Raw genomic sequence first — 14,410 nt, forward strand, 5'->3', positions numbered from 1 at the left:
TATATCAATTGGTGAAAAACAGATTGATCTTGAGCTAATGAAAGAAAGAGGGAACGAAATTGAAATCTATCGGAGTTGTAAGAAAAGTAGATGAACTAGGGCGTATTGTGATGCCAATCGAATTGAGAAGAGCACTTGATATCGCTATTAAAGACAGTATGGAATTTTTTATAGATGGAGATAAAATCGTCTTGAAAAAATATCAGCCAGAGGGCGTCTGCCTGATGACTGGTGAGATTACTTCTGAGAACCACGAGTATGGAAATGGTCAAATTACATTAAGCGCTGAAGGCGCAGAACTACTGCTAAAAGAGCTTCAAGAAGCCCTTCAGCAGTAAATAAAAATAGCCTGTTCTCTCCCATTGTGCTGAGAGCAGGCTATTTTTTCTAAAAAAGTTCCTTAAAAATGCCGCATCTCCCTCAAAAAATAAGTGGAAAATGGTACAATTGACAAAGAATCTCAGGGCGGCAGGTGGAATTATTTGAACAAAACATATCAAGTACGGATCCTGTTATCCGTTCTTGCATTTATATTAATTTTGAGCTGGGATTTCTTTTATTATCTTAGCGGCTATCACATTAATTGGCCGCTCGATCTAGCCTTTACAGTCGTTGTTTTGGCCGGTATTTGGAGCATCTCAGGCTATGTGGACCGGTTGAATTTGCTTGTATCAGATTTAAATAAACGAGAAAAAGAAGCACACGAACTGACAGAGCGGCTGAATCGAATAACAGATAACTTGCAAGAAATCGTCTTTGAAACCAATGAAAAAGGTGAAATCATTTTTTTAAATCAAGCATGGAAACAAATGACGGGTTACGACATAGAGGAGTGTCTAGGTACGATGTATAATCAGTACTTTGATCAAGAAGAGCATGTCGTTCAGCATTTGTTGTCTGTGATCAAAGAGCATAAGGATGAGGGGCGGGTGGAGCTGCAGCTTCTCCATAAAGAAGGAAAAAAGGTATGGGGAGATGTGCATTATAAGCTTTATTTCGATGAACAGCACCAGTTTACTGGAGGTATTGGAACGGTTGCAGATATCACGAAACAAAAGCAGGCAAAGCTTGAACTTGAAAGATCAAATCAGCAATTACAAATGCAGGCACAAAAGCTGGCTGTTGCAGGACAAATAGCTGCTGGCATTGCCCATGAAGTCAGAAATCCGCTCACCTCAGTCAATGGATTTTTGCAGCTGATGAAAACGCAATATCCTGAAAGAACCGATTATTTTGATATCATCTTTTCTGAAATTAAACGCATTGATTTTGTTTTAAGTGAGCTGCTTGTCTTAGCAAAACCTCAATCGGTTCAATTTCAAGAAGTACAGCTCCATGATTTGCTAGAGCAGGTGATTACGTTATTAAAGACCAATGCCGTTCTTTCAAATATTGATCTCAAACAGCCATTTAAAAAGCAGGATGCTGGCACGATATTAGCAGACGCCAATCAAATGAAGCAACTGTTCATTAACTTAATCAAAAATGCGATCGAGGCGATGCCTGAAGGCGGCAGTATATACATATCAACAGAAAAAGTGATGAATGAATGGAAAATCACGATTCAAGATGAAGGAAAAGGAATGTCCGAAGAGGACATTCTGAAAATATATGATCCTTTCTTTTCGACTAAAAAAGAAGGTACAGGACTTGGTTTAACGATCTGTGCGACGATCTTAAAAGATCACCATGGAAGAATGGATGTAAAGAGCGAGCTCAGCAAAGGGACGGCTTTTGATATTTACTTACCTGTGTATCAAAAAAGCAGATAGTAGCAAGGTGAGAGGATGTGATGTGTGATGACGAAAGAGACAAAGACGTTATTTGTGTATGGGACACTTTTAAAGCACGAAAAGTATCACGAGACATTGATGAAAGAAAGCAGTCCATTAGCAGCATCTGCTTGGATAAAAGGGAGACTGTACGATACAGGTGAGGGTTACCCTGTGTGTGTTGTCTCGGAACAAAACACAGTATATGGAGAATTGTATGAGGTCAGTGATGAAACGCTGCATAAGATAGATGAGCTAGAGGAAGGGTATGACCAGCAGGAAATAGAGGTTATGACAGACCAGGGGCCAAGGTCAGCCGTTGCTTATACAATATGTAAGCAGAAGGCATCGAGCCTGAAGGAGATTGAAAGCGGCTGCTGGAAGTCATATCAACTATGGGAGCGCAAACCGTCTTCCTTCTATTATTTTGCCTATGGGTCCTGTATGGATGATGCAAGGTTTAAGCTTGCGAAAGTGGAACATTATTTCAAACAAATCATCGGCGGCGGCACACTTGATCGTTTTACCACAAGGTTTACATTGGTGCGCCCTGATGGATCAAGAGCAGATTTGGTAGAAGACGGCGGAGAAACAGAGGGTGTTCTATATGAAGTACCTTTTGATGCCATTCGTTATTTGTACAAACGAGAAGGTGTAAATGAAGGGACTTATCGTCCAGCATTTGTCGATGTCACAGTAGGTGATCAAGTGTATGAGGACTGCTTGACGTTTCTCGTTTTAAAAAAGAGCGAAGAAATTGCGCCTCCTGGTCATTATCGCAGTGAAATCGAAAAAGGAGCAGACCTTTACTTAAGTGAAGCGTTCCGTAAAAAAATACGGTCGCATATGGATTCATTAATGAAACCGTAGTAAAATGCATGGTAAGTGATATAAAAGGAGTCTGAACATGAAAAAGGAATATGCAGTCATTGGTCTTGGACGCTTCGGCGGAAGTATCTGCAAGGCGCTAAGCGAAGAAGGACTTGAAGTCATGGCCATGGATATGAATGAAGATCGTGTGAACGAATATGCTAAAATTGCATCACATGCCGTGATTGGTGATTCGACGGACGAATCTGTCCTAAAAAACCTAGGCATCCGCAATTTTGATCATGTGATCGTGGCGATAGGTGAAAACATTCAGGCGAGTATTTTAACAACGATTATGCTGAAAGAGCTTGGTGTCAAAATGGTCACAGTGAAAGCTCAAAATGACTACCATGAAAAGGTTTTGAATAAAATTGGTGCGGACCGTATTGTCCATCCTGAACGAGACATGGGCAGACGGATTGCACATAAAATTATTTCTAACAACGTGCTTGATTATTTAGAGCTGTCAGATGAGTACAGCCTCATTGAAATCGTCGCCAACAGCAGACTTGCTGGGCACTCTTTGTTAGATCTCGACATTCGTGCAAGGTACGGGATCAATATCGTGGCAATTAAACGCGGGAAAGAAGTGATCGTTTCACCGCTCGCAGATGAAATGATTCAAAAAGAAGATATCCTCATTGTCATTGGGGCAGTGGCAGATATCGGGCGCTTTGAAAAACGGGAAATGCAGAACGACTATTAAACACTCCGAGAAGGGGTGTTTTTTTGCTTTAGAAGTGTACATATGGGGCGGACATTGTGGGAGAGAACAAAGTGGAAAAGAGCCGTTTACTTTCTAAAAGAACAGCAAAATAGAACATGGTTATTTTTCAGCCAATTATCACTATTCAGAAATAAAAATCAATCTTTTGATATGGTTGATTTTCTCTAAATGTCATTGACTGGGCAAACAGATTCGTTTACGATAAGAAACATTATATTGTTTACTCGGAGGAGGCAGTGTCGTTGGATAAGGAGCTTTTCAGACATCAAATTGAGGTAGCTGCAAAGAGAAAAAAAGCAGCCCTAGTGATTAAACATGCGAAGGTTATGGACGTGTTTAACCAGGAATGGATAGACGCTGATGTCGCTGTTGAAAATGGAAAAATAGTAGGAATTGGGGAGTATGAAGGAGAACAGGAGCTGGATGCAACAGGTCAAATGCTTGTTCCCGGTTTCATTGACGGCCACGTTCATATCGAATCCTCGATGGTGACTCCTGCTGAATTTTCCAAAGCTGTCGTTCCTCACGGTGTGACAACTGTTGTAACAGACCCGCATGAAATTGCCAATGTATCCGGTGTTGCAGGTATCCGTTTTATGCTCGAAGAAGCGAGAAAAGCTGCTCTAAATATATATTTCATGCTGCCATCCTGTGTACCGGCAGTCAGCTTTGAACGATCAGGTGCTACACTAAAAGCAAAAGATTTAAAGCCTCTTTATCAGGAGAAAGAAGTGCTTGGTCTTGCCGAAGTGATGGATTATGTCGCGGTGGAACAAGCGGAAGAAGATATGCTTCAAAAACTGCTTGATGCTCAACATGAACATAAACTCATTGATGGCCATCTAGCAGGATTAACGGACCGATTAATTAATGTGTACCGAACAGCTAATGTCCAAACGGATCATGAGGTGACAACAGCTCAAGAGGCCCTTGAACGTGTCAAAAGAGGCATGTATGTCATGCTGAGAGAAGGCTCTGTTGCTAAAAACGTGAAAAACGTATTGCCTGCTGTCAATGAGAAGAATGCGAGACGCTTTTTCTTTTGTACGGATGATAAACATTTAGATGATTTAATGGCTCAAGGAAGTATTGATGAACAAGTACGGATGTCGATACAAGAAGGATTGGACCCCTTTTTAGCATATCAAATGGGAAGTTTAAACGCAGCGGAGTGCTTCGGTCTCAAAACAAAGGGAGCAATTGCACCAGGCTTTGACGCGGACTTTATGCTCATTTCTGACTTACATGAGGTAGGAATTACAAGCGTCTTTATCGCAGGAGAATTGGTCTCTGAACATGGAGAATATTTGCCAAGTGTCGACAAGATCACGCCAAATTCTTCGCTCATGCAATCGGTACATGCAGTGGACGTTCAAGAGAAAGATCTAACGCTGCCTATAACAGATCACCAAAAGATGAATGTCATTCGCATTATACCGAATCAGCTTGAAACGAAATTAGAACAAATATCTCCTTCTGGAAGCGATGGACAATTTACGAGTGATATTGATCGAGATGTATTAAAAATAGTACTTGTCGAACGCCATAAAGGTCTATCTGAAATTGGGATAGGGGTCGTCAGCGGTTTCGGCTTAAAAGAGGGGGCGATTGCAACAACAGTTGCCCATGACTCGCATAACTTAATTGCTGTTGGAACAAATGATGCTGATATGATCAAAGCCATTGAGACGTTAAAAGAAGCAGGGGGCGGTTTGACCGTTGTAAAAGACGGAGAAGTTCTTCATACGCTTCCATTACCGATTTCCGGTTTATTATCAGATCAACCTGCACATACGGTCAATGAAAGCCTTCATGCACTCCATGATGCTTTAAAGGAAACAGGCTTTGCCTTAGACTTTAATCCGTTTTTGACATTATCCTTCTTGGCACTGCCAGTCATTCCTGATGTGAAAATGACAACACAAGGATTGTTTGATGTGAGAAGTTTTCAGCATCTCCCGATTCAATCGTAAAACAATGACTGAACCCGCACGTATCGTACAGATATGCGGGTTTTTTTATTACGCATAAAAAAGAGACACAGCCAATTGGCTGTGTCTCCTTGTACGTCATTACACTTCCATAATAATCGGTAAGATCATTGGGCGGCGTCTTGTTTTTTCATAAAGGAAAGGAGCAAGAGTGTCAGTAATCTCGTTCTTAATTTCTGACCATTGAGTCGTCTTACGTTCCATTACTTTTTCAAGATGCTTTGAAATGAGATCTTGTGCGTCGTTGATGAGGTCGCCAGATTCTCTCATGTAGACAAAGCCTCTTGAGATTAAATCAGGACCTGCAGAAATTTTGAATTCTTTCATATCCATGCTGACAACAACAATGACAAGACCTTCTTCTGAAAGAATGCGGCGGTCTCTTAACACGATGTTGCCGATATCACCAATACCGCTACCGTCGATATACACGTTGCCTGATGGAATTTTGCCAGCGACACTTGCTTCGTCACCTTTCAGTGCAAGTACTTCACCGTTATCCATGATAAAGCAGTTTTCCTCAGGGATTCCGCAATCATTCGCAAGTTTAATATGCGTTTTTTGCATGCGGTACTCACCGTGAATCGGCATGAAGAATTTTGGTTTAATTAAACGGAGCATCAGCTTTTGTTCTTCCTGCCCGCCGTGTCCAGAGGTATGAATATTATTGAGTGAGCCATGAATGACTTCAGCACCAGCACGATAAAGCTGGTTAATGGTACGGCTTACGCTAATATTGTTACCTGGGATCGGTGAAGACGAGAAGACAACAGTGTCTCCAGGGTTAATTGAAATCTGGCGGTGCGTACCGTTGGCAATACGAGAAAGAGCGGCCATCGGTTCGCCCTGACTACCAGTACAAAGAATGGTTACTTTGTTTGCTGGAAGGCGGTTAATTTCATTGTGTTCAATGAACGTGTTTTTTGGACATTTAATGTAGCCAAGATCTTGTCCAATATCAATAGCAGACTCCATACTTCGTCCAAACACCGCAACTTTTCGACCGTTGGCAACAGCGGACTCGATCACTTGCTGAAGTCTGTGAATGTTAGATGCAAATGTAGCAAAGATAATACGTCCATCTACTTTTCTGAAGATGTCATCAATGCTTTCACCTACACGTCTTTCGGACATCGTAAATTCTGGAATTTCACTATTTGTACTGTCAGATAGAAGACAAAGAACGCCTTCTTTTCCGATCTCAGCCATTTTCGTTAAATTGGCAGGCTCGCCAACAGGAGTAAAGTCAAACTTGAAATCGCCTGTATGTACGATGTTACCAGGAGGTGTCTTCACGACAATTCCATAAGAATCTGGGATACTGTGCGTCGTTCTAAAGAAAGACACAGCTGTTTTTCTAAATTTGATCGTATCTTCTTCTTCAAAGATGTGAAGTTTGGTCTGTCTTAATAGACCATGCTCTTCCAATTTGTTACGAAGTAGGCCGATTGCGAGTTTGCCTCCGTAAACTGGAATATTCACTTGCTTGAGAAGGTAAGGGATACCGCCGATGTGGTCTTCATGTCCGTGAGTAATAAAAAGACCTTTGATTTTATCTTCGTTTTTAACTAAATACGTATAGTCAGGGATGACGTAATCAATTCCAAGAAGTTCATCTTCAGGGAACTTAATACCAGCATCAATCAAAATGATTTCATCTTGAAATTGAACGCCATACGTGTTTTTACCGATCTCGCCTAATCCGCCGAGCGCAAAAACTGCCGCCTGATCGTTTTTTACAAATTTCATTCCTCTCATAGCTCCAATACTTTAAAATTTTCACTTTCTCGTTCATAGTCTAAAAAAGCACCGTCTACAGGCTGAATGAATTCAATATTGTAGTTATGTTTTTTCAACTTATCGCGTACGTCTCTTTCAGAAACCGCTTCAACGTATAGTGAATCTGTGTGTTCTCTCACAGGTACCTCAGTCGTACTTGCCTGAAAAAATACCTTATATATCATCCAAATCTCTCCTTAAATACCGTATGTTACACTCGCTTATTCTATTATATTAAAAAAACGCGCATAAGAAAAGTCTCAGAGAAAAAAGGACCTTCAGCAAATGTGCGGAAGATCCTTTTAAGCAATCGATTTTTTACGAAGCATGTCCTTCCATTGTCTTCGAATTTTCTTGCGCAGACGACGAAGCATCGCGGATCGCCTCCTTTCGGTATGAGTCTCATTCAGCCATTTGTTCCGTTCTCTCTATATACTTGTATTATATGATGTTTCCACTTAATGTTACATGGTTATATGTGGGAAATGGGCGTTTTAAGAGGAAGTGGTTTCGTCAGTGAAGATCTTTCTGTATGATGAAGGGGAGAGGGTATACATAACAAGAGACAGGAGACGAGATATGAATAAAAAAGTCATCTTCTTTGATATCGACGGTACTTTATATGACCATGATAAAAAAATACCTGAATCAACGAAGCGAGCTGTTCGTTTATTAAAAGAAAAAGGGCATCATCTCTTCATTGCATCTGGTCGTTCGCCTTTTCTCATCCAGCCTATTTTAGAAGAAATAGGGCTTGACTCATTTATTGCTTATAACGGTCAGTATGTCATGTACGAAGGAGAAGTCATTTACGGCAATCCGCTTAAGCAAGAGCTGATGGATAAAATTTATGAAACAGCGGATCAACATGATCATCCGCTTGTTTTCATGGGAGAGAAGACGATGAAGGCGTCTGTGCCGAACCATCCATTTATCCATGAAGGGATTGGCACTTTAAAAACAGAGCATCCCGAGCATGATTTGTCATTCTTTAAAGAAAACGTCATTTATCAAATGCTGTTATTTTGTAAAGCAGAAGAGGAACATCTATATGAAGCGTTCCGTGAAGAAATTGATCTCGTCAGGTGGCATGAGCTGTCTACTGATGTCCTGCCAAAAGGTGGATCAAAGGCTGAAGGAATTAAACGAGTCATTGAAAGACTTCCTTACGATCAAAAGGACACAATTGCCTTCGGTGACGGGCTGAACGATCGAGAAATGATTTCTTTTGTTGGAACAGGCGTTGCGATGGGGAATGCAGTCAATGAATTAAAAACATTAGCTGACTTTGTCACCAAACCTGTAGATGAGGATGGCATATTCCACGCTGTGACTGAATTAGGCCTTATTGATGAATAAAAAACAAGACCCGCTGATGGACGGGTCTTGTTTTTATATTATGATCTGCCGATCGCAACCGCGTTTTCTGGCTCGGCGAATGGATGATCTTTTTGAATATGATCATAAAACATAATGCCATTTAAGTGGTCAATTTCATGCTGAAAAACGATGGCCGGAAACCCTTTTAGGCGAATATCAATGTCTTCACCTTCAAGCGTTGTACCTTTCACCCTGATTTTTTCATAGCGCGGGACGAATCCAGGGATGGCTTCATCAACAGATAAACAGCCTTCTCCAGTAGCTAAATAAGCTCTTTTGACTGAATGGCTAACAATGCGAGGATTGAATAATGCATAGCTGTAAAGTTCTCCGCCCTCGTCTTCACAGTGAACAGCGATCATTCGTTTACTGATATTGATTTGCGGAGCTGCTAGGCCAACACCGGGTCTAAGTTCATATTTTTCAGCAATGTCTGCATCCTGACTGTTTTTGACAAATTCAATCATGTCAGCTAATTGCTGTTTTTCTTCTTCTGTTGGCGGGAGTTCGACCGCTTCAGCTGTTTGTCTTAAGACGGGATGCCCGTCTCGTACGATATCATCCATGGTAATCACAAAACTTCACTCCTATTTCCTTTGTATGTAAAGTATATAAAATGATACACAACATATGCAATGAAATAAAGAAGACCGGTCGTATGAGACCGGTCAGAGGCTTATTCAGCCATTAGCAGCAGCCACCGCCGCCTAAGAATGCTGCGCCAACAATGATCAATAGAATGAATAGGACGACGATTAAAGCGAATGTACGTCCACCACCGTAACCGCAACCGTATCCACCACCATAACTTGGATAGCAACAACCGCCGCCGTATCCATAACCGTAACCGCCGTATCCACCATACATACTTCCATGACTATAATTAGACATACTTTTGACCTCCTTTGGAAATACACTCGGCCTCTCATAAGTGAAGGCGAAGCGTGTAATATAAACTATGTATGAATGCACTATTTGTATAGTCATGAGCCTAGAGCATGAAAAAAATCTTCTTTCCCCTCAAAAAACCATCCTCTTTCCTTGTCACAACCGCCCTGAAAAATTATAGTGGTATGTGGAGATGTAAAGGGGGACCTTGTAATTGAAACAGATGAAAAGAAGAATAAAAGCAGGTGCAACTTTAGCGGGGATATGCACCCTCTTGCTTGCGGGCTGCGGAGGTCAAAATCCGCTTTATGAGATGCAAGATGCCATGACAAAAATGAGCGAAAAAGAAGCATCCTTTGAAAAAGAACAAGGCGCACTGCAAAGCTATGAGAAAAAAGAGCAGCAGTTGTATAAAAAAATGATTCAAACAACAAAAGACCACACAAAAACCGTCTCAAACTTGTCTGATCAAGCATTAGCATCGGCAGAAAAGCGTGAAGAACATTTAAAAACAGAAAAAGACAGCATGGATCAATCGAAAAAAGAATTTCAATCTGTAAAGGAATTCGCTGAACAGATAAAAGATGCGGAAGTAAAAGACAAAGCAGAACAAACAGTCAAATCAATTGAAAAAAGATATGCATCGTATGATCAGCTTTACCGTGAGTATCAAAAGGCGCTGAAACAAGACAAGCACTTGTATGAATCCTTAAAAAGAAAAGACTTAGGATACGCCGAACTGAAATCCAAACTGAAAACAGTCAATCGTTCCTATAGTAAAGTTAGAAAAGAAAGCAAGAAGTTCAATCAATATACAGATCAATTGAACGAATATAAACAAGCTTTATACAAAACAGCTCAGAAAGAATCACAAAATAGCTAAAAACAGTACTTGCATATTTGCTAGCTCTGTTTATCGCTGCTACTCACAAAGTGCCTGCGTGTCGTTACTCGTTTTTCCAAGATGTCAAACTGAAAAGAAGAGAGAGGGTTAAAATGAAGTTCATTTTAACCCTTTGTCCATCACGATCAAAAGAGCTGAAAATAGCTCTTTTTTTATTTTTCGACAAAAACAAACATGTGCTATTGTAGTACAGTGATCCACTCTATACTAGTACAGTTTGTGCTGTTGATTAAACAGATTGATACAGGTCACCATAAAAAGTAAAGCGAATACATTTATTTAAATAAAGCCGTTAAATCAATTGACGGACTATTTTTCTTGTTGTAAACTATTCCTTGTTAACAGAAGTTGTATTAGTTTTTTGTGAACTATCGTTAATACAGTTAGAAAAACTCAAAAGCAAGCGATCATCCAATGTTTCGACAATGATCTTTGTGGCTATTATATACAGGAGTCATATGAGCATTTTGGGTTATCCTATATCTGTATGTATAAATGGATTCACGACAAATTGACTGTTAAAAGAAAGGAAGAGGTGACTTTAGAATGGCTGCAAAAACAAAAAAAGCAATTGTTGATAGCAAAAAGCAATTCGATGCCATCAAAAAGCAGTTTGAAACGTTCCAAATTTTAAACGAAAAAGGCGAAGTCGTAAACGAAGCGGCAATGCCAGATCTTTCAGATGACCAATTAAAAGAATTAATGCGCCGTATGGTGTTTACACGTGTATTAGATCAACGTTCAATTTCATTGAACCGTCAAGGACGTCTTGGCTTCTATGCGCCAACAGCTGGACAAGAAGCTTCTCAGCTTGCAACTCACTTTGCACTTGAGAAAGAAGATTTCATTCTTCCAGGATATCGTGATGTACCACAATTAATCTGGCATGGTCTTCCACTAACAAAAGCATTCTTGTTCTCTCGTGGACACTTTGTTGGAAACCAAATGCCTGAAGATGTGAATGCACTTTCTCCGCAAATTATTATCGGTGCACAAATCATTCAAGCTGCTGGTGTAGCTCTTGGTTTGAAAAAGCGCGGTAAAAATGCTGTTGCAATCACTTACACTGGTGATGGTGGAGCTTCACAAGGTGATTTCTACGAAGGTATTAACTTTGCAGGGGCTTACAAAGCGCCAGCGATTTTTGTTGTCCAAAACAACAGATATGCGATCTCTACACCTGTTGAAAAGCAATCTGCTGCACAAACGATTGCACAAAAAGCAGCTGCAGCTGGTATCGTAGGCGTACAAGTTGACGGTATGGATGCATTAGCTGTATATGCAGCGACTGCTGAAGCTCGTGAGCGTGCTGTAAATGGTGAAGGTCCAACATTAATTGAAACTCTTACATTCCGTTACGGCCCACATACAATGGCTGGTGACGATCCAACAAGATATCGTACAAAAGAAGATGAAAATGAGTGGGAGCAAAAAGATCCATTGGTACGCTACCGCAAATTCTTGGAAAACAAAGGCCTTTGGTCTGAAGAAGAAGAGAATAAAGTCATCGAAGATGCAAAAGAACAAATCAAACAAGCAATCAAAGAAGCTGACGAACAGCCTAAGCAGAAAGTCACTGATTTGATTGAAAACATGTACGATGTGAAACCATTTAACTTGGTTGAACAGCTTGAAATCTACAAACAGAAGGAGTCGAAGTAAGCCATGGCGCAAATGACATTGATTCAAGCGATCACTGATGCGTTACGCACAGAACTGAAAAATGACGAAAACGTTCTTGTTTTCGGAGAAGACGTTGGTAAAAACGGCGGCGTATTCCGTGCGACTGAAGGATTGCAAAAAGAGTTTGGTGAGGATCGTGTATTCGATACTCCACTTGCTGAATCTGGTATTGGCGGTCTTGCAATTGGCCTTGGACTACAAGAATTCCGCCCAGTAATGGAAATTCAATTCTTCGGATTCGTTTACGAAGTATTAGATTCTGTTTCTGGACAAATGGCTCGTATGCGTTACCGTTCTGGTGGACGCTGGCATTCTCCAGTGACAATCCGTTCTCCATTTGGCGGAGGAGTTCACACACCTGAGCTTCACGCTGATAGCTTAGAAGGTCTTATTGCACAACAGCCTGGTATCAAGGTTGTTATTCCTTCAACACCTTACGATGCAAAAGGACTATTAATTTCTGCAATCCGTGACAACGATCCGGTTGTATTCCTTGAGCATATGAAACTTTATCGTTCTTTCCGTCAGGAAGTTCCTGAAGAAGAGTACACAATTGAAATCGGTAAAGCTGACGTGAAACGTGAAGGTTCTGACCTTTCAATCATCACTTACGGTGCAATGGTTCACGAATCACTTAAAGCTGCTGAAGAACTTGAAAAAGAAGGCGTTTCTGCTGAGGTCGTTGACCTTCGTACAGTGAGCCCGCTTGATATTGAAACAATCATCGCTTCTGTTGAAAAAACAGGCCGTGCGATCGTTGTTCAAGAAGCACAAAAACAAGCTGGTATTGCAGCAAACGTAGTAGCTGAAATCAATGATAGAGCAATTCTTAGCCTAGAAGCACCAGTACTTCGTGTAGCTGCACCTGATACTGTATTTGCTTTCTCTCAAGCTGAGAGCGTATGGCTTCCAAACCATAAAGACGTGCTTGAAACAGCTAAGAAAGTTCTTGAATTTTAATTAAATGACAGAGGGGAAAAGAATTTATTTCTCTTCCCCTTTATCAATTACATGACCGTGTAATGTTGACAGAACAAGGGTTTAACATAATCTAGGAGGCGAAAAACAGTGGCATTTGAATTTAAACTTCCGGACATCGGAGAAGGTATCCACGAAGGTGAGATCGTTAAGTGGTTTGTAAAACCAAACGACGAAATCAATGAAGATGACGTTTTAGCAGAGGTACAAAATGATAAAGCAGTTGTAGAAATTCCTTCACCTGTTAAAGGAAAAGTATTAGAATTAAAAGTTGAAGAGGGAACAGTTGCAACTGTAGGACAAACAATCATTACGTTTGATGCACCTGGTTACGAAAATCTTCAATTTAAAGGCAGCGAAGAAGAAGGCGAAGCGAAAACTGAAGCTCAAGTACAAGGTACTGCTGAAGCTGGTAACGAGCCTGAAAAGAAAGAAGTTGCTCAAGAAGAAGCGGCAGCAGCAACTGGTGCTGGCGCACAAGAGCAAGTAGATGCTGATCCTAACAAACGCGTTATTGCTATGCCATCTGTACGTAAATATGCGCGTGAAAAAGGCGTTGAAATTTACAAAGTTGCAGGTACTGGTAAAAATGGCCGCGTGCTAAAAGAAGATATCGACAGCTTCCTTAATGGCGGTTCTGCAGCACCTCAAGCAGCAGCACCTCAAGCAGCTGAAAGTGCGAAAGAAGAAGCGGCTCCAAAAGCGGCAGCAGCTCCAGTTCTAGAAGGAGAATTCCCAGAAACTCGCGAGAAAATGAGCGGAATCCGCAAAGCGATCGCGAAAGCAATGGTGAACTCTAAGCACACAGCTCCTCACGTAACATTAATGGATGAAGTTGATGTAACAAACCTTGTTGCACATCGTAAACAATTCAAACAAGTTGCAGCTGATCAAGGAATCAAGTTAACTTACTTGCCTTACGTTGTAAAAGCTCTAACTTCTGCTTTGAAAAAGTACCCAGTACTTAACACTTCTATCGATGATAAAACAGATGAAGTTGTTCAAAAGCATTACTACAACATCGGAATTGCAGCTGATACTGAAAAAGGCTTGCTCGTTCCAGTTGTGAAAAATGCAGATCGCAAAGCGATTTTCGAAGTATCTAATGAAATCAACGAGCTTGCAACAAAAGCACGTGATGGTAAATTGGCTCCAGCTGAAATGAAGGGTGCATCTTGCACAATCACAAACATCGGTTCTGCTGGTGGACAATGGTTTACTCCAGTCATCAACCACCCAGAAGTAGCGATCCTTGGTATTGGCCGTATCGCTGAAAAAGCGGTTGTTCGTGATGGCGAAATCGTTGCAGCTCCAGTCTTAGCTCTTTCCCTAAGCTTTGACCACCGTATGATTGATGGAGCTACTGCGCAAAATGCCCTTAACCACATCAAGCGTTTATTGAATGATCCACAATTAATTTTAATGGAGGCGTAAATTC

General features: G+C 41.0%; 14 protein-coding genes. 10 read left to right on the forward strand and 4 right to left on the reverse strand.

Annotated features, from left to right (window positions below; genetic code table 11):
- Positions 1-59 precede the first annotated feature (59 nt).
- The 5 genes from M2369_RS10315 (at position 60) to ade (ending at position 5,342) form a co-directional block, all read left to right on the forward strand.
- Complete coding sequence (locus M2369_RS10315) at positions 60-338, forward strand: transcriptional regulator AbhA (RefSeq protein WP_017359400.1); 279 nt, start codon at positions 60-62, stop codon at positions 336-338.
- Positions 339-482: 144 nt separating this feature from the next.
- Positions 483-1,772 (forward strand): ATP-binding protein, encoded by a 1,290-nt coding sequence (locus tag M2369_RS10320; protein WP_024719547.1) that lies wholly within the window; start codon positions 483-485, stop codon positions 1,770-1,772.
- Positions 1,773-1,799: 27 nt separating this feature from the next.
- Entirely contained in the window at positions 1,800-2,642 is an 843-nt protein-coding gene (locus M2369_RS10325) for a gamma-glutamylcyclotransferase family protein (RefSeq protein ID WP_144678854.1), read from the forward strand.
- A gap of 37 nt (positions 2,643-2,679) precedes the next feature.
- Positions 2,680-3,348 (forward strand): potassium channel family protein, encoded by a 669-nt coding sequence (locus M2369_RS10330; RefSeq protein WP_008345123.1) that lies wholly within the window; start codon positions 2,680-2,682, stop codon positions 3,346-3,348.
- A gap of 263 nt (positions 3,349-3,611) precedes the next feature.
- Entirely contained in the window at positions 3,612-5,342 is a 1,731-nt protein-coding gene (ade, locus tag M2369_RS10335) for an adenine deaminase (protein ID WP_259254152.1), read from the forward strand.
- 99 nt (positions 5,343-5,441) lie between these two features.
- Here ade and rnjA read toward each other — a convergent pair whose 3' ends face one another.
- Both rnjA and M2369_RS10345 read right to left on the reverse strand, forming a co-directional pair.
- Positions 5,442-7,109, reverse strand: a complete 1,668-nt coding sequence (gene rnjA / locus M2369_RS10340) for a ribonuclease J1 (protein WP_012009818.1) — start codon at positions 7,107-7,109, stop codon at positions 5,442-5,444.
- 5 nt (positions 7,110-7,114) lie between these two features.
- Positions 7,115-7,324: a DNA-dependent RNA polymerase subunit epsilon gene (locus M2369_RS10345; protein WP_008345114.1), complete on the reverse strand. Its 210-nt coding sequence runs from the start codon at positions 7,322-7,324 to the stop codon at positions 7,115-7,117.
- 394 nt (positions 7,325-7,718) lie between these two features.
- On the opposite strand from M2369_RS10345, the gene M2369_RS10350 reads away from it, so the two are divergent.
- The gene (locus M2369_RS10350) at positions 7,719-8,498 is read left to right on the forward strand and encodes a Cof-type HAD-IIB family hydrolase (protein WP_024719544.1); all 780 of its coding nucleotides are present in this window, start codon (positions 7,719-7,721) and stop codon (positions 8,496-8,498) included.
- Positions 8,499-8,536: 38 nt separating this feature from the next.
- Here M2369_RS10350 and def read toward each other — a convergent pair whose 3' ends face one another.
- Positions 8,537-9,094 (reverse strand): peptide deformylase, encoded by a 558-nt coding sequence (gene def / locus M2369_RS10355; RefSeq protein ID WP_039963315.1) that lies wholly within the window; start codon positions 9,092-9,094, stop codon positions 8,537-8,539.
- A 112-nt stretch (positions 9,095-9,206) separates the two neighbouring features.
- Positions 9,207-9,386 carry a YjcZ family sporulation protein gene (locus tag M2369_RS10360; protein ID WP_026050085.1) on the reverse strand — a complete coding sequence of 60 codons (180 nt, stop codon included), beginning with the start codon at positions 9,384-9,386 and terminating at the stop codon, positions 9,207-9,209.
- 235 nt (positions 9,387-9,621) lie between these two features.
- Between M2369_RS10360 and M2369_RS10365 the strand changes: the two genes are divergently transcribed.
- The 4 genes from M2369_RS10365 (at position 9,622) to M2369_RS10380 (ending at position 14,406) form a co-directional block, all read left to right on the forward strand.
- Positions 9,622-10,290 (forward strand): YkyA family protein, encoded by a 669-nt coding sequence (locus M2369_RS10365; RefSeq protein WP_046343450.1) that lies wholly within the window; start codon positions 9,622-9,624, stop codon positions 10,288-10,290.
- 567 nt (positions 10,291-10,857) lie between these two features.
- A complete protein-coding gene (gene pdhA / locus M2369_RS10370) occupies positions 10,858-11,973 on the forward strand; it encodes a pyruvate dehydrogenase (acetyl-transferring) E1 component subunit alpha (protein WP_007498599.1) in 1,116 nt (371 codons plus the stop codon).
- A 3-nt stretch (positions 11,974-11,976) separates the two neighbouring features.
- The gene (gene pdhB, locus M2369_RS10375; protein WP_007498597.1) at positions 11,977-12,954 is read left to right on the forward strand and encodes a pyruvate dehydrogenase complex E1 component subunit beta; all 978 of its coding nucleotides are present in this window, start codon (positions 11,977-11,979) and stop codon (positions 12,952-12,954) included.
- A 108-nt stretch (positions 12,955-13,062) separates the two neighbouring features.
- On the forward strand, positions 13,063-14,406 hold the full coding sequence (locus tag M2369_RS10380) for a dihydrolipoamide acetyltransferase family protein (protein ID WP_072367712.1): 1,344 nt from the start codon (positions 13,063-13,065) through the stop codon (positions 14,404-14,406).
- Positions 14,407-14,410: the final 4 nt, after the last annotated feature.

The organism is Bacillus sp. JUb11 (assembly GCF_024807925.1).
Lineage (GTDB): Bacteria > Bacillota > Bacilli > Bacillales > Bacillaceae > Bacillus > Bacillus altitudinis.

Excerpts from the sequence above, each read along its gene's own strand:
- M2369_RS10350 (WP_024719544.1), top strand. The coding sequence starts at position 7,719 with ATGAATAAAAAAGTCATCTTCTTTGATATCGACGGTACTTTATATGAC.
- pdhA (WP_007498599.1), top strand. The coding sequence starts at position 10,858 with ATGGCTGCAAAAACAAAAAAAGCAATTGTTGATAGCAAAAAGCAATTC.
- rnjA (WP_012009818.1), bottom strand. The coding sequence starts at position 7,109 with ATGAAATTTGTAAAAAACGATCAGGCGGCAGTTTTTGCGCTCGGCGGA.
- M2369_RS10345 (WP_008345114.1), bottom strand. The coding sequence starts at position 7,324 with ATGATATATAAGGTATTTTTTCAGGCAAGTACGACTGAGGTACCTGTG.
- M2369_RS10325 (WP_144678854.1), top strand. The coding sequence starts at position 1,800 with ATGACGAAAGAGACAAAGACGTTATTTGTGTATGGGACACTTTTAAAG.
- M2369_RS10360 (WP_026050085.1), bottom strand. The coding sequence starts at position 9,386 with ATGTATGGTGGATACGGCGGTTACGGTTATGGATACGGCGGCGGTTGT.
- M2369_RS10330 (WP_008345123.1), top strand. The coding sequence starts at position 2,680 with ATGAAAAAGGAATATGCAGTCATTGGTCTTGGACGCTTCGGCGGAAGT.
- pdhB (WP_007498597.1), top strand. The coding sequence starts at position 11,977 with ATGGCGCAAATGACATTGATTCAAGCGATCACTGATGCGTTACGCACA.